14 protein-coding genes are annotated in these 21,332 nt (G+C 37.1%); 10 read left to right on the top strand and 4 right to left on the bottom strand.

All coding sequences use genetic code 11. The features are described 5' to 3' along the window. The first annotated feature begins 1 nt into the window (after position 1). The 4 genes from I597_RS01795 to hppD all read left to right on the top strand — a co-directional run bounded on the left by I597_RS01795 (position 2) and on the right by hppD (position 4,774). Positions 2-1,249 carry an NAD(P)/FAD-dependent oxidoreductase gene (locus tag I597_RS01795; RefSeq protein ID WP_035325848.1) on the top strand — a complete coding sequence of 416 codons (1,248 nt, stop codon included), beginning with the start codon at positions 2-4 and terminating at the stop codon, positions 1,247-1,249. A gap of 26 nt (positions 1,250-1,275) precedes the next feature. Further along, the gene (locus I597_RS01790; protein WP_035328839.1) at positions 1,276-2,181 is read left to right on the top strand and encodes an ATP-grasp domain-containing protein; all 906 of its coding nucleotides are present in this window, start codon (positions 1,276-1,278) and stop codon (positions 2,179-2,181) included. Positions 2,182-2,355: 174 nt separating this feature from the next. Further along, entirely contained in the window at positions 2,356-3,516 is a 1,161-nt protein-coding gene (locus tag I597_RS01785; protein WP_035325847.1) for a homogentisate 1,2-dioxygenase, read from the top strand. A 97-nt stretch (positions 3,517-3,613) separates the two neighbouring features. Next, positions 3,614-4,774 carry a 4-hydroxyphenylpyruvate dioxygenase gene (hppD, locus tag I597_RS01780; protein WP_035325846.1) on the top strand — a complete coding sequence of 387 codons (1,161 nt, stop codon included), beginning with the start codon at positions 3,614-3,616 and terminating at the stop codon, positions 4,772-4,774. 105 nt (positions 4,775-4,879) lie between these two features. Here hppD and I597_RS01775 read toward each other — a convergent pair whose 3' ends face one another. From I597_RS01775 to I597_RS01760, 4 genes are all read right to left on the bottom strand, one after another. Beyond that, positions 4,880-5,929: a hypothetical protein gene (locus tag I597_RS01775; protein WP_035325844.1), complete on the bottom strand. Its 1,050-nt coding sequence runs from the start codon at positions 5,927-5,929 to the stop codon at positions 4,880-4,882. 224 nt (positions 5,930-6,153) lie between these two features. Beyond that, entirely contained in the window at positions 6,154-8,298 is a 2,145-nt protein-coding gene (locus I597_RS01770) for a hypothetical protein (RefSeq protein ID WP_152594953.1), read from the bottom strand. 262 nt (positions 8,299-8,560) lie between these two features. Further along, positions 8,561-9,310, bottom strand: a complete 750-nt coding sequence (locus I597_RS01765; RefSeq protein WP_035325841.1) for a LytR/AlgR family response regulator transcription factor — start codon at positions 9,308-9,310, stop codon at positions 8,561-8,563. Positions 9,311-9,314: 4 nt separating this feature from the next. Beyond that, positions 9,315-11,339 (bottom strand): tetratricopeptide repeat-containing sensor histidine kinase, encoded by a 2,025-nt coding sequence (locus tag I597_RS01760; RefSeq protein WP_035325840.1) that lies wholly within the window; start codon positions 11,337-11,339, stop codon positions 9,315-9,317. A gap of 295 nt (positions 11,340-11,634) precedes the next feature. Between I597_RS01760 and I597_RS01755 the strand changes: the two genes are divergently transcribed. The 6 genes from I597_RS01755 (at position 11,635) to I597_RS01730 (ending at position 21,311) form a co-directional block, all read left to right on the top strand. Next, entirely contained in the window at positions 11,635-12,453 is an 819-nt protein-coding gene (locus I597_RS01755; protein WP_035325838.1) for a DUF3108 domain-containing protein, read from the top strand. A gap of 101 nt (positions 12,454-12,554) precedes the next feature. Further along, positions 12,555-13,493, top strand: a complete 939-nt coding sequence (locus I597_RS01750) for a tryptophan 2,3-dioxygenase family protein (protein WP_035325837.1) — start codon at positions 12,555-12,557, stop codon at positions 13,491-13,493. Positions 13,494-13,508: 15 nt separating this feature from the next. Beyond that, a complete protein-coding gene (locus I597_RS01745; RefSeq protein ID WP_052111817.1) occupies positions 13,509-14,801 on the top strand; it encodes a M23 family metallopeptidase in 1,293 nt (430 codons plus the stop codon). 18 nt (positions 14,802-14,819) lie between these two features. Next, entirely contained in the window at positions 14,820-16,430 is a 1,611-nt protein-coding gene (gene pgi, locus I597_RS01740; protein ID WP_035325836.1) for a glucose-6-phosphate isomerase, read from the top strand. 172 nt (positions 16,431-16,602) lie between these two features. Further along, a complete protein-coding gene (locus I597_RS01735; protein ID WP_035325834.1) occupies positions 16,603-19,923 on the top strand; it encodes a TonB-dependent receptor in 3,321 nt (1,106 codons plus the stop codon). A 119-nt stretch (positions 19,924-20,042) separates the two neighbouring features. Next, the gene (locus tag I597_RS01730; RefSeq protein WP_052111815.1) at positions 20,043-21,311 is read left to right on the top strand and encodes a M12 family metallopeptidase; all 1,269 of its coding nucleotides are present in this window, start codon (positions 20,043-20,045) and stop codon (positions 21,309-21,311) included. Positions 21,312-21,332 lie beyond the last annotated feature (21 nt).

Here is a 21,332-nt window from a genome sequence, read left to right as displayed (position 1 = left end):
TATGGCAAAGCATATTATCATAATAGGAGGAGGCATTGTAGGAGTGAGCTGTGCTTATTTTCTACACAAGGCTGGACATCAGGTTACCATTATAGATCAGTCTAAAATGAGTGATGGAGCCAGTTATGTAAACGCCGGTTATATGTCGCCCAGTCACTTAATTCCGCTCGCAGCTCCAGGGGTTATGAAGCAAGGAGTAAAGTGGATGTTTAATAAAAAGAGTCCGCTATATATAAAGCCACGACTTAATGCAGACTTCTTAAAATGGTCTCTTGCTTTTAATAGGTCTTGTAATCAAAATCACGTACATCGCTCCATACCGGTAATGAGAGATATGGCGGTTATGGGCAGAGATCTCTATCACCAGATAAAAAAAGAAGAGGGCTTCTCATTTCATATTGAGAAAAAAGGATTGTTAATGCTCTGCCAGACAGAAAAAGCCCTTCATCACGAAGATGAGTTAGTGCAAATCGCAAGTAAAGAAGGCCTTCAAGCAAAAACAATAACAGCTCAAGAGGTACAGAAAATGATGCCAGAAACTGCGCTAGATGTAGTAGGAGCTTCCTACTTTGAGTGTGACCATCATAGTACACCCGGTGAGTTTATGGAGGAGATAAAATCATATTTGTTACGCGAGGGAGTCGTTATTAGGCAAAAAGAAAAAGTGCTTGATATAACAACTGCTGGCAGTAAGGTAATCAGCTTGCATACAGATAAAGAAGTACTCACTGCAGATGAGTTTGTGCTAGCTGCTGGTAGCTGGACGAGTACGCTTTCGCGAAAGCTTAATATTAACCTCCTGCTACAAGCCGGAAAAGGGTATCGCATACAGACTAAAACTCCCACCGGAATTACCTATCCAGCCATACTTGCCGAAGCAAAAGTAGCCATCACACCTATGAATGGTTTTACTAGATTTGCCGGAACTATGGAGATTGCTGGTATTAATCACACTATTAATAAAACACGAGTAGAGGCAATAGCCCAGGGAGTAAACAAGTACTTCCCAAAGGTGCGCATTACATCGCAAGAAAAGGAAGCCGCTGCGTGCGGTCTTAGACCTGTATCTGCAGATGGGATGCCGTACATAGGTAAAAGTGCTAAGTGTGATAACCTTACAATCGCAACTGGTCACGCTATGATGGGTTGGACACTAGGACCTAGTACAGGTAAGTTAGTCCAAGAAATTATAGATAATAAAACATCTAGTGTTACCTTAGATATGCTCCATCCAGACAGAAAGTTTTAAGAAAAATATATTAATAATAGATGAAGATGAGCGCTCACACCATAGATGTAACCATCCTTACTTGCCAGAAATACCTTAACCCAAAAGTTATAACCACATACGAGCAAAATATTCTTGACGAAAGAAAGCTTATTACTCAAGCACTAGAGGATTTAGGTCTAAAGGTACATTGTACCGCTTGGGATGATGCTGAGTTTGACTGGTCACAAACTAGAGCCGTGGTTTTTAGAACCATTTGGGATTATTTTGAGCGCTACGACGAGTTTTCAGCTTGGATAGAGATTGTAAAAGCAAAGACACAACTTGTTAACTCCTATGACCTCATACAGTGGAATATAGATAAGCACTACCTTGAAGATTTACAAAATAAAGGTGTCGCTATAGTGCCTACTGAGTATGTAGATACAGGCTCTTACAGATCAATTGCTGAGGTTTGTTTAGAACGTGACTGGCAAGATGTGGTTATAAAACCTGCTATTGCTGGCGGAGCCTTTCACACGCATAAGGTACTAGAGTTTGAGCGAGCAGACTATGAAGAGGTTTTTGAAAACCTAGTAGCAGAGCGAGATATGCTCATCCAGCCATTTGTACCCACCATTTCCTCTCGGGGCGAGGCCTCACTTATGGTTTTTAATGGGAAGTTTACTCACGCAATTCTTAAAAAACCTAAACAAGGTGACTATCGCGTGCAAGATGATTGGGGAGGTACGGTACATCCCTACTCACCTACACAAGAAGAAATCACCTTTGCCGAAGATTGTTTTAAAGCTTGCAACACAATGCCAGCATATGGAAGAGCAGATATACTCTGGGGTGAAAATGGAGACATTCTTTTAGGCGAACTAGAAATCGTAGAGCCAGAATTATGGATACGTAATGACCCAGCAAGCGCAAGGCAGTTTGCTCAAGGTGTTTTAAAGGCGCTTGTGTAGTAGTTTTGAGTACGCTTTCGCGAAAGCGTAAAAAAACCCATATATTTACACCATATGAATGCACAGGGCTGGATATACTTACCACTACTTCTTAATTTCCTCATAAAGAGGGACCCTGAATAGATGTCTTACTTGAATTTTAAGTAACTTTAAGACAATCTAAATTTTATAAAAATGCCTTTTTATCATAAGCTGGGAGAGATCCCACATAAACGTCACACACAGTTTCGTAAACCAGATGGTACCCTATACTCAGAGCAACTCTTTGGTACGATAGGTTTTGACGGGATGAGTACAAATAGTTATCACGTACACAGACCTACACAGGTTAAGGAGATACGCAAGCAATACTCTGTAAAACCAGAAATTGCTCGTGACAATAATATGCAGTCATACCGCTTTAAGGGGTTTCAAATCAAACCAGAAAAAGATTATCTGGAGAGTAGAAAACCCGTTCTGACTAACAGTGATTGTACCATTATACTTGCTGCTCCTCAAGAACGCACGCAAGAGTACTTCTATAAGAACACAGATGCAGACGAGCTTATCTTTGTTCATAAAGGAACAGGTAAACTCAGAACTCACCTGGGTAATCTTGATTTTAAATACGGAGACTATCTTTTAATACCACGTGGTGTTATTTATAAAATAGATTTTGATACAGAAGATAATCGCCTTTTTATTGTAGAATCTCGCAGGCCTATATACACGCCTAAGCGTTATCGCAACTGGTTTGGCCAGCTGCTGGAGCACTCTCCTTTTTGTGAGCGCGACCTACGACAACCATATGAGTTAGAAACTAATGATGAGAAAGGTGACTTTGTAATTAAAGTAAAAAAGCAAGATGACATCTTTGAGATGGTATATGCTTCTCACCCTTTTGACGTGGTGGGTTATGACGGTTACAATTATCCATATGCATTTTCTATACACGATTTTGAGCCCATAACGGGGCGCATACACCAGCCACCACCAGTACATCAAACCTTTGAGACAGATGCCTTTGTAGTGTGCAGTTTTGTACCTAGAAAGTATGACTACCATCCATTAAGTATCCCAGCACCATATAATCATAGTAATATAGATAGTGATGAGGTGTTGTATTATGTAGATGGTGATTTTATGAGTAGGGCAGATGTAGAGGCAGGTCACATCTCACTGCATCCAGCTGGTATCCCTCACGGTCCACATCCCGGAACTGCCGAAAAGAGTATAGGTAAAGAAGGTACAGAAGAGCTTGCCGTTATGGTAGATACTTTTAAGCCTCTTAAAGTATGTAAAGATGCAATGAGCATTGCAGATGAGAGTTACTACCAGTCGTGGCTAGATCACTAGGATGGGTACGCTTTCGCGAAAAATTAAAAAACAACAAATTAATAATACATAAACAAGTTAAGAGCTAGTGCTACAGACTTGTAAATAAATATATAATATGGCAAAAGACTTAAAATCCGTAGACTACGGACTTGAGAAAATTTTTGAAGGAGCGCAAGATTTTCTTCCGCTACTGGGTACAGATTATGTAGAGTTTTATGTGGGCAATGCAAAGCAAGCGGCTCACTTTTATAAAACCGCTTTTGGTTTTCAATCATATGCTTATAAAGGCCTAGAGACGGGCTCTAGAGATGAGGTGAGCTATGTAGTAAAGCAAGATAAAATACGTCTCGTATTTACATCGCCACTTAACAGTAAGTCACCTATAAATGACCACATAGTAAAACACGGAGATGGTGTAAAAGTGGTTGCCTTATGGGTAGACGATGCTAGAAGCGCTTATGAAGAAACAACAAAGCGTGGCGCAAAGTCATATTGTGAACCTTTTGTAGAAAAGGATGATCAAGGAGAAACGGTAAGAGCAGGTATTTATACCTATGGGGAGACCGTTCATATGTTTGTAGAGCGCAAAAATTACGAGGGTGCCTTTTTACCAGGCTACCGCGTGTGGGAGTCAGATTACAACCCGACACCTACAGGTCTTAAATATGTAGACCATATGGTAGGTAACGTAGGGTGGAACCAGATGAATAAATGGGTAAAATTTTATGAAGACGTAATGGGCTTTGTAAACTTCTTGTCTTTTGATGATAAGCAAATCCACACCGAGTACTCTGCCTTAATGAGTAAGGTAATGAGTAACGGTAATGGTCGCATTAAGTTCCCAATAAATGAACCTGCAGAGGCTGCCAAAAAATCACAGATAGAAGAATATCTAGATTTTTATGAAGGTGCTGGGGTACAACACCTCGCACTAGCAACAGATGATATTATAAAAACGGTTGCACAGCTTAAGGCTCGCGGTATTGAGTTCTTGCCACCACCACCACAAACTTATTATGATGACATCCCACAGCGCCTGGGTGAGCATATGAAGGTGATGAAAGAAGATATCGAGCGTTTACAAGAATTATCAATTCTTGTAGATGCAGATGAGGATGGGTATTTATTACAAATATTTACAAAACCACTACAAGATAGACCTACCCTTTTCTTTGAAATCATACAGCGTATGGGAGCAAAAGGCTTTGGGGCAGGCAATTTTAAAGCGCTTTTTGAGTCTATAGAGAGGGAGCAAGCACAGCGTGGTACGTTGTAGTGTTGAGTGCGCTTTCGCGAAAGCGTAATTAAAAAAATAAAAAGGCTACTTCTTAACAAAAGAGTAGCCTTTTTTGATAAAATACTTCCCCCAAAGTATTTTATATTATTTTACACTTATGGTATTGCCTCTAGAGCTTTGTCCACCATTAGAAATTAGTTTTCCTTTGTTTTCACCTTCGGCATAAAATGCGAGGTAATAACAACTAAACTCTTGCGTTTTTCCTGGAGAAATGGTTCCCATTTTTTGTGATGCATTTACATATTTAAAAGTTGCAGTGCCGGTATTTTTAATGTAGTATTTGCAATTATCAACCTTTGCATCTGTACCTTCTACTCTGATAAAATTTTTACGATCCTTACCCACTTGTGCATTTAGATTATTTTGAAGCACTCTGTGATACTCTGGTTTTCTTTTAAAGGCTTCGTTATAATTTTTTACTCTATCATCATCTGCTTTTGCCCCATTGTATAGGATATCAAGATTTTTACGGTCTTGAGGCGTCATTGTATAAGCATCTTGTTTTACTTTCATCTTTTTAAGGTAGTCGCGCACTAATTTTTCTGGGTCTTTAGCCATAAGGGTTGCATACTCTGCACTGCTACCTTCTCCAGAAGGGCGCTTATTTATCGCTGCTTCTTTAAGTTGTTTCCAGAATTTCCCTTTTTTCTTCTTTTTCGTCTCTGCGGCAGAGGCAGTTCCGTCTAAGATCATAAAAGACCGTATTTCTCTAAAGTCTGTTTTATCATCAGAAATACCGTGAAGGAAAAACACATAATTATCAAAGGCAACATATCCTCTATTATAACCTGTATGATGAAGGATAGAGGTATTAGGAAATCCTACATATTTAATGGCACTTATTTGTATTGCATTATAATTGGTAGCAACTCCTACTTTTCCTTCTTTATTAACAGATTGAACCGAAACACCAGAGGGTAAGCCTTGGAAGGTGTTTATTTCAACCTGACCCGTATAACTTGTATTTTCCTGAGCTGCGGGTTCTCCTTTATCATTTTTATAGAGGTCTCCATATATTTGATATTTGGCACCTGGACCGTGTGCATCTAGGGTTTCAAAAAAGGATTGTTGTGCAAATGTTTTTGTTGTGATGACAACAAGTAATAGAATAAAGATGGTTTTAATAGTTTTCATTGTAAATGTTTTATTGCTTTATAATGGAGTAAAAGTAGTTTCAGCTTTGTGTTTTTAATCCTACTCTTTGCTGGATAACCGTATTGTTTTCCGGATGGTAAATTATAAAGTATTCCGGTTCTGGTTCAAGCTGTTAATTTATTGGTTTTCGCTTTCGCGAAAGCGCATATATAAAATCTTAAAATAGAACTAAGGCCTTAATAGTTTTGTTACTTGCAATTTTCTTATTCTTCTCCTACTATGTCAAATTCTAAGTAATCTAAATCAGTGCCCTGTGAATTTAAAAATGTAATTTCTGCTAAGTATTGCATATCGATCACACTATCTGGATTTGTAAAAGTGACATTTGTGTTTCTAAAAGTCATTCCGTCAAAGGTGTTATTCTCCACAAGGTTGAGTGTAAAATCTTCTGGATCTGCATCGCTGCCGCCATCTTGTGGGGTTAAGAATGTGGCGATACGTTCTATAATTTCAGATTGTGGTCCAGAAACGTAAATCGATAGGGTGAATGTCTCACCATCTTCATTTTGAGTCAATGTAATCTCAGCTACCTCAAGAACTTCAAAGGGTATGTTGCCAGTGCCTATAGTATCATTTACTTCATCCAGAATGATAACCTCTGTTTCAAAGTAATTTTTAAATATAGTAGTATTTACATCATTGTATACCCCTTCATAACTGTAGATTTCTGAGTCATCTCCCACTGGAATAAGTGCAAAATCCATAATTAAATCTGTACCATTTATAGTACCACCAGGCACAATAATACGACTGGTCATAGGTCCAGAGGTATTAACAGGAGCGCCAGCTGTGGGTTTTACTTGAATAGTTCCTTTTATTCTGATACGATTTGCAGGAGTGGTTTTAAATATAACTGCATTTTCAGACTCAATAGCAGGAGTTTGTTTATCATTTATTGTAAAAGTGACTTCTTCTACTCCTATAATTTCATTTGCTGTATTGTAGGTTGTTACTTGTGTTGTGTAATTTGCACCATTAGGAATTTCTGTAACATAAGTATAAACAAAATCACCATCTATTCTAAAAATGGGATCATTTTCTGATGTGGCAGAAGCTTCTAGCGTGACAACATCTTCACTTCCAATACCAACGTTAGATGGGATTTGCATTGTCGCATAGCCCACTTCTTGAGCGATAGGTTTTTTTAATCCCATACGTATATGAGTAATGCCATTAGGTCTAATTATATGTTTAGGGTTGCGGGTAATGCCTTCAAGAACCGTAGTAGGGGCGAGTAGGGTTACTTCTTCTAGCGTATTTCCTTCAGTATCTGTAGGAACTAATTGGTGTAAGATATTGTTCATAGCGTCTGGCTGTGCTGTAAAAACAGGGTTTACTTGGGCTACAGATCTAAATTTTATAGTATTCTCATTAGAAGAAACAGGAAATAGTTCTACAGTGAAAGGTTCAAAATTTTGCTCTCCTTGTTGCGATACTGTAGCAGTTATTTGTGTTATGTTTTCACCAGCCTCTGTAGATACTCTAGTTTCTAAGTATGCGGTCTGGCCAAAAACAAAGGTCTTAGAGCTTTTTACAGCATTGTGAGAGCTAGTGAGTTCTACCGGAGTTATAAAAATATCTTCGTCTATAATCTCTCCGTTTGCATTTGTTGTAGTTATGGAAATTTTTACCTCATCATCAGGTAAGATATTACTACCTTCAGTTAGAGCCTCTAATTGTGCAACGGCAGTTCCCGTAAGGCCTATATTGCCTTCTGTTTCATCATATACGGTCATTTCCATCTCTAGAGGCTGTCCTTTTATAAGGATGCGACCATATAATTCAACTTGGGCAGTAACAGTGACGCCCTCTGGTTGATCTGTACGAAGGCGCACAGGGATGGCGATACTTGTAGGGGTAAGGTACTTACTTTCTATACGGGTTATAGTAGTGCCATCATTATCTTGTGCTGTCACCCAAGTCTTACTGGTATCGCCTACTGGTTCTCCCAGTTCATTGTAAAGAGTAACTGTTTGTTCAAAAGGTCTCCCAGCAGGAAATAAACCAGTATCACTAATCATTGATTGTATTTTTTGCATTTTTCGTATGCTTTTCCTGATAGTAGACACCTCCATTTCAAAAGGTTCTGGGAAAGGGTTTTCTCCTTCTAATGAAGTATACTGAACTAAAGCAGTAATTACAGAGTTTGTAGGGTCATCTACTACAATAGTGCTTTTGTAATTGCGCCTAGGTTTTTGTTTAAGCCTGTTTCTATTACCAATAATTACAGTTTGTAAGGCTGCCGTACTATTTGCTGTGATCATATTTTCTTCTTGCTCAATGAGGTCTTCTGGAGCACAACTTACTATAAAAAGACTGCTAAAGATTAGCATAATAAGGAATTTCATTGTTTTCATTATTAACATTTTAGTGGTTATTGTTGGGTCAAAAATGAAACTAAATGAATAGTTATGGTCTTAAAATTTTCTAAGGAACACTATTCTTTTCTGAAATGTATTATGGATTACATAAAGGGGAGGTATGCTTATAGGATATAGGTTGATTTTTTAAAGAAAATGATGCCGTGCATATAAATCTTGACACAGGCTATATAGTTATGGGGTTTTTTACGCTTTCGCGAAAGCGTACTTATAATCTTATAAGATGTCTTTATAAATTAGTAACCAATGCTATAAACTCCTCTTTTTTCTCACGAGAAATAGAGACAGTCTTGCCATTATCCATTACAACATAACCACCGTCACTTTTTATATATTCTTTAATCGCATTAAGATTTATAAAATAGGAGCGGTGAGGTCTATAGAAAATGTGTTGTTTCTCCAGAAGGGTTACAAAATGTTTTAATGGCTTTACTATAAGGAGCTCTTTACCGTCTGTGGTGTACACCTTAGTATACATTCCATCTGCCTCAAATAATATGATTTGTTCAAAGGGCATAAATTTGATGCTGTTAGAAACAGGGAGTGCAATTTTTTGAAAAGACTTTTTATTAAAACTATCCTTTAATGCCTCTAGTTTAATACTAATCTGAGAGCGTCCCATAATACTTACAGCTTTGTCTACGGCTTTTTTTACTTGATTGGGGCGCACCGGTTTTAATAAGTAGTCTATAGCACTTAGCTGAAATGCCTGTATAGCATAATCGCTATAAGCAGTGGTAAAAATAATCTCAAAGCCAGTAACATCCTTGTCTATAAAATTGAGAATTTCTAATCCTGAATGTTGCGGCATCTCAATATCAAGAAATACAATATTAGGTTCTTCTTCTTTTATGATAGCAAGACCATCAAGAAGATTTCCTGCTTCAAATATTTGTGTAATTTTAGGACAGTTTTCTTCTATTAAAATGTGTAAAAGGTTGCGGGCACGTTTTTCGTCGTCTATAATAATGGCTTTCATAGGCTTAATTTTTTAAGATGGGAATGACTATGACTACTTGTGTGCCAGTAGATATTCCCTGGGTGTCTTTAAGGTCTCTAATTTGCACACCTACTTGAACGTCTTCTCTTTCATTAAGAAGGTTGAGGCGATTTGCATTAGCCTGAGATGAGAAGGAGGGTTGTAGATTTTTTACTTTTGATTTGATTTTTGAACTTGCCTCACGACCTATACCGTTGTCTGTAATGGTACAACTTATGGTTTTGTTAGTATTTTGAGTAAATGAAATGTGTAATTTTTTATTTATCTCTTTATGCAGTAGGCCGTGTTTTATAGCATTTTCTACATAGGGCTGTATGAGCATAGTAGGTATTTTTATTAACTCTGGATTTAGGGTTTCATCGAGTTGAACTTGATACTTAAAATCTTCACCAAAACGAAGGGCTTCAAGATCTAAATACATTTTAAGACTTTCTATCTCCTGTTGTAGATTAATGTGTCCAGCATCGCTATACTGTAAATATCTCCGCATTAAATCTGCAAATTTTCCTAGGTAATCTCCTGCAAGATTTTTTTCATTAAGAATGATATATTCTTGTATGGAGTTAAGAGCATTAAAGATAAAATGGGGATTCATTTGCGCTTTGAGCGCCTTCAGCTCGCTATCGCGGTATTGTTTTTCTAAAGCGAGGCGTTTTTGAGTTTCGCGAAGTTCTAGTGTAATGAGCTCAGCTTTTTTCTGGGTTTTTATGCGACTGTACGATAGGAGCGCGGCCAGTAATACTAGACCTACTATAATGAGCGAACCAATAAATAGATTTTTGTTCTTTGTGCTTTCTAATCTAGCAAGTGTTGCACTTTGTTCTGCAGTTTTTTTCTCTTGCTTTATTTTTGCAGTCTCGTACTTTATTTCAATATCTTTTATTGCCTTTTGCTTATCAATGCCCAGTATACTATCCTTTATCGCGTTTAGTTTTTTTGTTGCAAGCAAGACATTTTTGTAATCTTTATTAGCATTGTAATAATCTATTTGTGTCTCATAAAAATAATTTCTTGTTGAGAGATCTTTAGATGTTTGGATTAATTTTTCTCCTTTTTTGAGGTAGTTTTCTGCTTTTGGTAAATCCTTTTGTAAAATTGCTATTTGAGCAAGATTATTATAGCTTTTGGTAATTCCTGAGGTACTTTTAAGTAATTCATAATAAGATAAGGCCTTTTTATAAGCTTCGGCTGCTTGATTGTACTTTTTCAAATCTTTAAATATGATTCCTCTATTATTATTAAGATTTGCAAGGCTTCGCTTAGATGTGATAATTTTTTTTGCTTTTTCAGAATAGTAAAGTGCCGAGTCTATTTTTTTTAGATTAAGATATACCACTACAAGATTGCTTAGTATTTTTGGAGCTGCTTGTTTTGAAACCTTGCTCTTAGTGCGAAGAGCTTTAAGATAAAAATCTTTTGCCTTTTCTGGATTTTGCATTGCGAGATATACCGCTGCTATATTAACACTAGAAACTACTATATCTTCAGGGTTATTATTTTTTTCTGCATTTGCGATTACAGTCATAAAATTTTTAATTGCTTCTTTATAATTGCCTTGCGCTTTTAGAACATTACCAATAGATCCTTTGAGTCTGTAGTAATTTAATGAATCGCTTGTGTCCACTGTTATTTTAATGGCCTTATTGTAATAGATTAATGCAGAATCTAATTGATTTTTACGTCTATGATATATGCCTAATTCTTTAGTAAACAAAACCTCTTCCTTTTGTAAATTAAAATGCTTGCTCTGGTTTACTCCATATAGAGATAGTGCTTTACTTAGTTTTGGATGGTTATCACGATAAGATGTCGCCTTACTCAATAATTCTTTTAAGCGTATTTCTCTTTGATATATAGTATCAAGATGTACAGTAATGCTATCGATGTTTACAGATTGGCTATAGGCAGTTTTTTTTGTGAGTGCTGTCACGACAATAAATAACAAAACAAAAGTATATTTTACTTTTAAAATTTTCTTTGATAAAATTTGATTACTTCCTGTGGTCATTTTAAAGTTGTGTTTGCTGTAATCTTTGTTGTGACTAGTGAAAATTCAAAGATGAGTTTTTTACCCTGTCGTATCTTATTTTATTTCTGAAATATAGGTTTTACTTTCTATATTGCATAATGATATCTATTTATTGATAAATGCGCTTTCGCGAAAGCGTAATTTCTTTTATTACTCAGAATCACAATATTTTAACGAAAACTTCGTCTTAGAAATAAGGCGAAGTTTTTTTGTTATCCTATTTTTGGAATAACAATTGTATTCTTAGGGTATAACCACCAAATAACCCCAGAAAATGAAATCAAAAAATAAACATATAATAATAGGTACCCTGCTGGCAGTCTTTGCTTTAACTACAGCTTTTGTGCAAATGCCAGATCCTCCTGTAACTAAAGCGCACAATGACTCGTATCAAGCTGGTGAGTGGCTCAAATTTAGAGTGCATTATGGATTGCTCACGGGTGGGTATGCAACTATAGACATCAAGGATGAGATGTTTAATGGCAAGCCTGTGCATCATATTAAAGGTTATGGAGAGACTACGGGTATTGTAGGTCTTGCTTTTGGGGTTGAAGATTATTATGAGAGCTGGGTAGATAAAAAGACAGATTTACCTTATAAATTCTTGCGCAAAATAGATGAGGGTGGCCATACTAAAAATAAGGTGATTGAGTTTGATCAGCAAGCAAATAAAGCACACATAAACGACTTAAAGCATAACAAAAAGACAACTATAGATACAGAGCCAGGTATACAAGATATGGTCTCTGCAATGTATTACCTGCGCAATAATCTAGAAACAGAAGGGTTAAAAGCTGGTGATGAGATTAACCTTACAATGTTTTTTGATGGAGAGAATTATCCTTTTAAGATGCGTTTTTTAGAGCGTGAGACCATTAGAACAAAATTCGGAAAAGTAAAAACACTCGTGTTTAGACCACTAGTGCAGTCTGGTAGAGTTTTTAAAGAGCAAGAAAGTCTTACCATATGGGTAAGTGATGATGATAATAAAATACCCTTGCGCATTAAGGCAAGCTTATCTGTAGGGTCACTCAAGGCAGATCTAGACGCTTATAAAGGCCTTAAGTATCCTTTTGAGATAGTCTTTGACTAGGGATTTTTGTAAATTGCCATTTAATAAGATAGAGACTATAGCTACACACTTTTTAATCATTTTTTGAGTTAGAACTTAAGCTTCTATAGTCGCAATTGTAAATGAAGAAAACCATACAGCCAGATATCGAAAAAATCATCAATCAGCTTGATGATAAGTATGAAAAAATAGATCAAGATCTAGACGATCACCTTGAGGGCTTGTTACAAAGTAAACCCATTACTTACTGGGATTATATCCATACAGATGCACTCTTAAGTTTACAGATACCGCGCACAAACTTTCCAGATGAGAATGTATTTGTGATGTACCATCAGGTTAACGAGCTTTTGTTTAAAATGATACTATGGGAGATAGAGCAGGTTGCTCATCACCCAGATCTTACGGTAGATTTTTTTAGCTCTCGTTTGGATCGTATAAGTCGTTATTTTGATATGCTCACCAGTTCTTTTAGTATAATGCAAGAAGGAATGGAAATAGAGCAGTATATGAAGTTTAGAAAAACACTTACACCAGCAAGTGGTTTTCAAAGCGCGCAGTACAGAAAGATCGAGTTTGCAAGTACAGATTTAATAAACCTTATAGATGTCCGCTTTCGCGAAAGCATAGATCGCAATACTCCTTACGAGCACGCGTTAGAACATTTGTACTGGCAAGCAGCCGGAAAAGATTACAACACGGGTAAAAAGTCATATTTACTCTCTGCCTTTGAAGCAAAATATAAAAACGACTTTGTCGCCTTTACAAAAGAATATAATACCATAAATTTGTACGCTCGCTTTAAAAGCTTGCCTAAGGAAGCTCGTGAAGATAAGAAGCTGCTGGATGCAATGCGCCATTATGATTATACAGTAAATGTAACCTGGGTGATGTCACACTATCACGCAGCAAATCATTACCTCAATAATGGTAAAAAAGTTGTAGAAGCAACAGGCGGCAGTGAATGGACCAAATATATGCACCCTAAGTACCAGCGTCGCATTTTCTTTCCAGATGTCTGGAGTGAAGAAGAGCTTGCAAACTGGGGAAAGGACGTTTAAAACAACATACTTTTAGTGAATTATTATCGCCTCTACATTACACTATTTTTAAGCCTTGCCCTATTCTCTTGTGGAGAGAAGCAAGATGCTACTTCAACACCTATAGATCAAACTCTAGAAACCGAACCAGAAGTGATCAAAGAGTACGGTTACGTACTTGATGATTATGTGGTAGAGAGGGATACTGTGCAGTCTGGAGACAGTTTTGGTAAAATACTCTTCGACTCAAATGTAGATTATGCCACGATTCAAGAAATATCTGATAGTGTAAAAAATGTGTTTGACACACGTCGTATACGTGTAGGCAAGCCGTATATGTTGCTTAAATCTAAAGACACTCTAGAGGCAGCTCAGGTCTTTATTTATGAGCAAAATAAAGAGGATTATGTGGTTGTAGATTTTGAAGATGATGTTACTGCTGCTGCAAAAAAGCACCCGGTTACTATCGTAGAGCGCGAAGTTTCTGGAGTAATAAGTAGCAACCTCTCATCTACTTTTGACGATCTAGGAGCTAGTGTTTTAGTAAGTATTAAAATGGCAGATATTTATGCCTGGACTATAGACTTTAATAAACTAGATGTAGGTGACCGTTTTAAAGTGATTTATGATGAGCGATATGTAAATGACACTGTACCTGCAGGAGTCGGAAATATAAAGGCTTGCGTGTTTGAACATAGAGGAAGAGAGATTTATGCCTATAGATTTGAAAACGACTCACTGCCTGGAGGTTATGACTATTTTGATCAAAATGCCGAAAATTTAAGAAGAGCCTTTCTTAAAAGTCCGCTCAAGTATGGGAGATTGTCATCTAGATATAACTTAAAGAGAAGGATAAAATATTACGGTTACAGAGTAAGACCTCACAAAGGAACAGACTTTGCCGCTCCCATAGGTACCCCTATTCTAGCTACGGCAGATGGTGTGGTGACCAAGTCAGAAAGACGTGGCGGTAATGGTAACTATGTAAAAATACGTCACAATGGTACGTATGACACGCAGTACTTGCATATGAAAAAACGCCTAGCAAAAGTAGGCCAGAGTGTAAGACAGGGCGATGTAATAGGTACTATAGGGATGACTGGTAACTCAGGAGGACCTCACGTATGTTATAGATTCTGGAAAAACGGTAAACAAGTAGATCCTTTTGCAGAAGACCTCCCAGCCTCAGAACCTATGGCAGAGGAGCTGCTACCAGTTTTTGACAGTATAAAGAGGCCATTACAATTACAGCTAGACAATCTTCCTTTTATGACAGAAGCTGAAGATGATATTACAGAAGAGCAAGAAGCTACAGAGGCTTTACAATAATCACCTAGATACAACAAAATGAAAAATATAAACCCAACTACTACCGCAGCTTGGAAAGAATTGCAAGCGCATTATGATGAGATAAAACATACACATCTTACAGATCTTTTTAAGAATGACAAGCGTGCAGAAGATTTTTCAATTCTTTGGGATACATTTTATGTAGATTATAGTAAAAACAGAATCACAGAAGAGACAATGACGCTTCTACTCAAGCTGGCTCAAGAGGTAGGCCTACAAGAGGCTATGGATAGTTTTTTTGGCGGTAAAAAAATTAACGCTACAGAGGGGCGCGCTGTAATGCACACCGCACTGCGTGATGAGAGTGATAACGCTTTCGCGAAAGCGGAAGTAGATGCCGTAAAAAAATCAATACAGACCTTTACCGAAAAGGTGATTTCTGGGGCGCATAAAGGAGCTACAGGAAAGGAAATTACAGATGTTGTAAATATAGGTATAGGAGGTTCTGATCTAGGTCCAGTAATGGTAGTAGAGGCTTTACAATATTATAAGACACGTCTCAACACACACTTTATATCAAATGTAGATGGTGACCACGTGATGGAAACCATTAAGGATCTTGATCCAGAGACCACATTATTTGTCATAGTTTCAAAAACATTTACTACACAAGAGACACTTAGCAATGCTACTACCGTGCGCAAGTGGTTTGTAGATAAAGTAGGAGAAGATGCTGTAAAAAATCATTTTGTTGCAGTCTCTACAAATGCAGAAGCTATTGCAAACTTTGGAATCTCCCCAGATAATGTATTCCCTATGTGGAACTGGGTAGGAGGTAGATTTTCGCTATGGAGCTCTGTAGGTCTTTCTATTGCACTTGCTGTAGGGTATGATAATTTTAAAGGCTTACTACACGGCGCGTTTAAAATGGACGAGCATTTTAAAAACACATCTTTTGATAAGAATTTACCTGTAATAACAGCACTGCTTAGTGTGTGGTATAATAACTTCTTTAAAGTAGAGACAGAGGCTGTAATACCTTATTCTCAATACTTACATAGACTGCCGGCATATTTGCAGCAAGCTATTATGGAGAGTAATGGTAAAAGTGTAGATCGCAATGGAGAGCGTGTTTCTTATGAAACAGGTAACATTATATGGGGAGAGCCGGGTACAAATAGCCAGCACGCGTTCTTTCAACTTATTCATCAAGGGACAAAATTAATACCGGCAGATTTTATAGGTTTTAAAAATTCGTTGCACGGAGAGAAGAGTCATCACGACAAGCTTATGGCAAACTTTTTTGCACAAACAGAAGCTTTAATGAATGGTAAAACAAAAGATCAAGTAATTACTGAGTTGCAAGCTGGAGGTTTAAGTCCGGAGGCAATAGAAGAGCTAGCTCCTTTTAAAGTTTTTGAAGGAAATAAACCTACTACAACTATACTCGGTGAGGCATTAACACCAGAGAGTCTAGGAGCGTTAGTAGCAATGTATGAACATAAGATTTTTGTGCAAGGGGTTATATGGAACATCTACTCTTTTGATCAATGGGGTGTAGAGTTAGGAAAACAACTTGCCAAACAAGTTTTATCTGATATAGATAACGATAAGATGACGTCTCACGATAGCTCAACTAGAATATTACTAGAGCGTTATAAATTGTAGTAATTTTCTTATAAAATATATGAAGCGCTAAAACGCCCTGAGACCTTGATCTCAGGGCGTTTTAAGTTCTATCAAATTTTTCAAATCTTTAAGAAAATAAGTTAACCTTAAGTTAATATTGATACTTGTGAATTTGAAGTAATTTTGCACTGCTAATTATTTAATAAATATCATGAAGAAAATTACATTTTTATCATTGATCGCTTTGTTTCTTGTGACAGCTTCGTCACTTGCGCAAGGGGTAACAACAAGTTCCATTGCTGGACGTGTGCTAGACAACACAGAAGGACCATTACCTGGGGCAAACATTGTAGCTACACACGTACCTACAGGTTCTGTTTATGGAGCAGTAACAGATTTTGACGGTTTTTACCGTTTACCAAACCTTAAATCAGGTGGTCCTTACAACCTTACAATTACATATGTAGGTTTTGAAGATTATGCACTTAACGGTTTTAACTTAGGTCTCGGAGAGACTAAGAGAGTAAGTGTAACAATGCAAGAAAATGCAAATGCACTTGACGAGATTGTAATTACTGGATCTAATAACAGTGTGTTTAACACAAACAAAACTGGTACAGAAACTACTATTACAGAGCGTGACATTGCTACAATTCCTTCTGTATCTAGAGGTATTGCAGATTTTGCACGTGTAACTCCACAAGCTCAGATTACTGAGGGGAACGATGGTTTTTCTATCTCTCTAGGTGGTCAAAACAACCGTTATAACGCAATCTACATTGATGGTGCTGTAAACAATGACGTTTTTGGTCTTGCAGGTTCAGGTACTAACGGAGGTCAGACAGGTGTAAACCCGTTCTCTGTAGATGCTATTGAGTCTTTCCAAATTAACCTTGCTCCTTTTGATGTACGTCAGTCTGGATTCTCTGGAGGTTCTGTAAACGCAGTTACACGTTCTGGATCTAACAACTGGGAAGGAAGTGTATACGGTTTCTTAAGAAACGAGAGCCTTGCAGGTAAAACACCTGTAGATTTAACAAACGAAGGTGACGATCGTGAGAAGCTTGCAGAATTTTCTGCTAAGACTTACGGAATCCGTATAGGAGGTCCAATTATCGAAGATAAATTATTTTTCTTTGCAAACTATGAGCGTCAGGATGATGAGACTCCTCAGCCATTTAACTTCTCAAACTACCAAGGAAGATCTTCTGAGGCAGATATCGCAAACCTTGCTAGCTTCTTACAGTCTGAATACGGGTATAATCCTGGTATTTTTGATAACAACACTAGAACTCTAGAAAGTGACAAGATAAACTTACGTTTAGATTGGAACATTAACGAAAACCACAAAGTATCTATACGTCAAGGTATCGTTGAGGCGACTAACTTAGAAGCTCGTAACTCTGGTTTTAGAAATATAGGGTTTATAAACGGTTCTGAGTTTTTTGAAACTAAGACATACTCTACTGCATTTGAATTAAACTCTACGTTTGGTTCTAAATATGCAAATAACCTTAAGATAGGATATACTTCTGTAAAGGATGATAGAGATCCTTCTGGCAACCCATTCCCTACTGTAGATATTCAAGATGGAGGAGGTACAATCTCTTTTGGGTCTGAGCCTTTCTCTACTGCAAACTTACTTGAGCAGGATATCTTTACAATAAACAACAACTTCCAGATCTTTTCTGGTCGTCACGCTGTAACGCTTGGTGCAAACCTTGAGATTGCTTCTGCTAAGAATTTATTCTTTGCTTTTAACTACGGAGATTATACTTTTGAAGATCAATTTGAAGACGATGTTAATGGAAACCCGGTTCTTGTTTCTTCTGGACTTAACCAGTTCTTAACTGGTCAAGATGCAGACGTTTTTCAACACGGATATTCTTTAGTAGGTAATGGTGCTGTAGGAGATGAGTCTGCTGGATCGGCAGATTTTGGAACAACACAATTAGGTTTCTATATTCAAGATGAGGTTCAAGTAACAGAAAACTTCAAGTTAACAGGAGGTGTACGTGTTGATATTCCTTACTGGGAAGAAGGAACTGTAAATAGCGATTTTAACTCTAGAACTATTCCATTATTAGAGGCTGCTGGTAAAGACTTACAGGGAGCTAAGGTAGGACCTAATGTACGTGCTACTGGTCACTTTGCACCACGTTTAGGATTTAACTGGGATGTTTTTGGAAATAATACAACACAAGTACGTGGAGGATTAGGAGTATTTACTTCAAGACTTCCTTTAGTATGGCCAGGTGGTACTTATAACAACAATGGTGTAACTGGTGGATTTAGCTTTATCTTCGGAGAGCCTTTCCAAGCAGATGTAAACCAGCAAACACAAGTTGTTGCTGCAGGTTCTGGAGGAGTAGGTGGAAACATCGACCTTTTTGCTAAGAACTTCAAACTTCCACAAGTAGGTAAATACAACATCGCTATCGATCAAAAATTACCTATATGGGGATTAATCGCATCTGCAGATTTCTTATATAATGATGTACTTACAGATGTTTACTATGAGAACCTTAACTTAGGTGGGCCAGTAGGGAACTACCAAGGGGCAGATAACCGTCCTTTTTATGATCGTAGAGCTGAGATAGATGATACTTATGGTAGAATCATCCTTGCTTCTAACACAAACGAAGGGTCTTCTTATAACGCAACGTTTACACTTAGAAAGCCTATCCAGAACGGTTTCCAAGGACAAGTATCTTACTCTTATGGAGAGTCTGAAAAAATCTTTGATGGTACATCTTCTCAAAACAGCTCACAGTGGAGAGGGATTCAAACTGTAAATGGTAAGAACTCAGATATTCCATTATCTCGTTCTGATTTCTCTTTAGGTAGTCGTATCTCTGCAAACGCATCTTACGAGATTGAGTACGGTGGAGACTTTGGAGGTAAAACTACAATAGGTCTTTTCTATGAAGGGTCACAATCTTCACCATATAGCTTTACGTATAGAGAGGGACGCGATTTATTAAATGATGATTCACGTGATAATGCGCTTATCTATGTCCCTACAAATGCATTAGATGCAAACCAGATTAGTATTGCAGATATAGTAGATTCAGACACTGGTGCGGTTATTGTTCCTGCTCAAACTCAGCGTGAGATCTTAGAAGCTTTTATCGAAAATGATGACTACTTAAGTACGCGTAGAGGTCAGTATGCTGAGCGTAACGGTTCAAGAGGGCCTTGGAACCACATCGTTGACCTTAAGTTTTTACAAGATATATATGTAAAAACTGGAGACAAGAAAAATACATTCCAGATCTCTTTAGATATCTTCAATTTTACAAACCTTATCAACAAAGATTGGGGAGTACGTAAATTTGTAGGATCTAACGTGTCACCATTACAAACAGTTTCAACTTCTGATGATCAGCCGGTATTTACTGTAGAAACAGGACTTTTTGATATCGATGAGGCTGGAAATATTACAGGTACTAATATTGAGCAAATTGATGATTCTGGATTACAATCATCAAGATGGCAAATGCAAGTAGGTCTTCGTTATATCTTTAACTAAGAGCTATTATAAATTGTTTGCTTAGGCAATTTAAAAAGTCGCTACTGGAAACAGTAGCGGCTTTTTTTTTACTTGTAAATTACTATATTTGAGCATATTAATCAATCAAAACATTTACAATGAAAAAAAAAGTATTATTATTATTAATTTCAGCGACTGCTTTATTAGTATCCTGTTCGGATGATGAAAGCTTGGTAGAACCATTAAATTCTAAAAATAGTGAGTTAATATCTGAGGATTTAGGTCAAGATGGAGAAATCGTAACTTTGGAAACCCGTAATGGTCAAGAAGTGAATTTTATGAGAACATCAGACAATGTTTATCATTTAGGAGATATGATGTTTAGTGAAAAACAATTTCTAGAATTTGGAAATCTGAACAATAAAACTGTAGGAATATCTTCGTCTAACTATAAATGGCCAAACTTTACGATTAAGTATTCTATTTCAAGTGCTGTAAGAAACCAAAGTTTAATTCTTCAAGCAATGAGCGATATAGAGAGTCAGTTTGACTGTATCAATTTTGAACGGGTAAATTGTGGTAATTCTATGTCGAGATTTCCAATTTCTAGTACTGGTAGTGGTACAGACAATTGTGAAAATGAAGACTATATATACTTTAGGCCAGTACCAGGAAATACCAGTTCATCATATGTTGGTAGAATTGGTGGTCAACAAGCTTTATTAGTTGCGGAAAAGGCTACTAAAGGTGCGATAATTCACGAAATTGGTCACGCTCTAGGCTTGTATCACGAGCATATGAGATATGATCGTGATGATTATTTAATCTATCATCCTGAAAATGTTAAAGAAGGCCAAGAAGGTCAATTTGACTTACTCTCGTCCTTTGGGACAACGGTTGTGGGAGATTTAGATTTTAATTCAATTATGTTATATAGTTCTTTTACAGAATCAAACGGCAATGGTCCTGTATTAACAAAATTAGACGGATCTACATTTACGGTTCAGAGAAGTGGATTTTCTAGTGGTGATATTGAGATATTAGAAGAGATGTATTACGATGACTCCACTCCACAATTAAATAAATCTAGAGTCATTATCGACGTTGAGTCTTCTCAAGATACACAATACGTAGAGCATCGTTATAGTGTTCACTTTAAAATCAATGGTAATCCATATACGATTCCTAGCTCTAGAGTTATTAATTATTCCATTACAACCAAGACCACCAATTTAGACGGTGGCCCTAATTCGACGGAATTCGATACTGAATATTTTACAAAAATTTTACCAGGAGGGAGTAGTAGCTATACTCTAGATGATGTTGTTACAATAGATAAAGCTTTTGATTATGGTCAACCCGATGGGCCTCAGTACGAACGCTGGCTTAATTTAGAGGCTAATTGTGGAGATTATTTCATAGATTAATTGGCTTAGGCAATTTAAAAA

The sequence above is a fragment of the Dokdonia donghaensis DSW-1 genome (assembly GCF_001653755.1).
Taxonomy (GTDB): domain Bacteria; phylum Bacteroidota; class Bacteroidia; order Flavobacteriales; family Flavobacteriaceae; genus Dokdonia; species Dokdonia donghaensis.
The sequence above is the reverse complement of the archived record's forward strand: the minus strand, read 5'-3'. Positions and strand labels throughout refer to the sequence as shown.

Excerpts from the sequence above, each read along its gene's own strand:
- I597_RS01795 (WP_035325848.1), top strand. The coding sequence starts at position 2 with ATGGCAAAGCATATTATCATAATAGGAGGAGGCATTGTAGGAGTGAGC.
- I597_RS01765 (WP_035325841.1), bottom strand. The coding sequence starts at position 9,310 with ATGAAAGCCATTATTATAGACGACGAAAAACGTGCCCGCAACCTTTTA.
- I597_RS01790 (WP_035328839.1), top strand. The coding sequence starts at position 1,276 with ATGAGCGCTCACACCATAGATGTAACCATCCTTACTTGCCAGAAATAC.
- I597_RS01760 (WP_035325840.1), bottom strand. The coding sequence starts at position 11,339 with ATGACCACAGGAAGTAATCAAATTTTATCAAAGAAAATTTTAAAAGTA.
- I597_RS01735 (WP_035325834.1), top strand. The coding sequence starts at position 16,603 with ATGAAGAAAATTACATTTTTATCATTGATCGCTTTGTTTCTTGTGACA.
- pgi (WP_035325836.1), top strand. The coding sequence starts at position 14,820 with ATGAAAAATATAAACCCAACTACTACCGCAGCTTGGAAAGAATTGCAA.
- hppD (WP_035325846.1), top strand. The coding sequence starts at position 3,614 with ATGGCAAAAGACTTAAAATCCGTAGACTACGGACTTGAGAAAATTTTT.
- I597_RS01785 (WP_035325847.1), top strand. The coding sequence starts at position 2,356 with ATGCCTTTTTATCATAAGCTGGGAGAGATCCCACATAAACGTCACACA.
- I597_RS01750 (WP_035325837.1), top strand. The coding sequence starts at position 12,555 with ATGAAGAAAACCATACAGCCAGATATCGAAAAAATCATCAATCAGCTT.
- I597_RS01755 (WP_035325838.1), top strand. The coding sequence starts at position 11,635 with ATGAAATCAAAAAATAAACATATAATAATAGGTACCCTGCTGGCAGTC.
- I597_RS01730 (WP_052111815.1), top strand. The coding sequence starts at position 20,043 with ATGAAAAAAAAAGTATTATTATTATTAATTTCAGCGACTGCTTTATTA.
- I597_RS01770 (WP_152594953.1), bottom strand. The coding sequence starts at position 8,298 with ATGAAATTCCTTATTATGCTAATCTTTAGCAGTCTTTTTATAGTAAGT.
- I597_RS01775 (WP_035325844.1), bottom strand. The coding sequence starts at position 5,929 with ATGAAAACTATTAAAACCATCTTTATTCTATTACTTGTTGTCATCACA.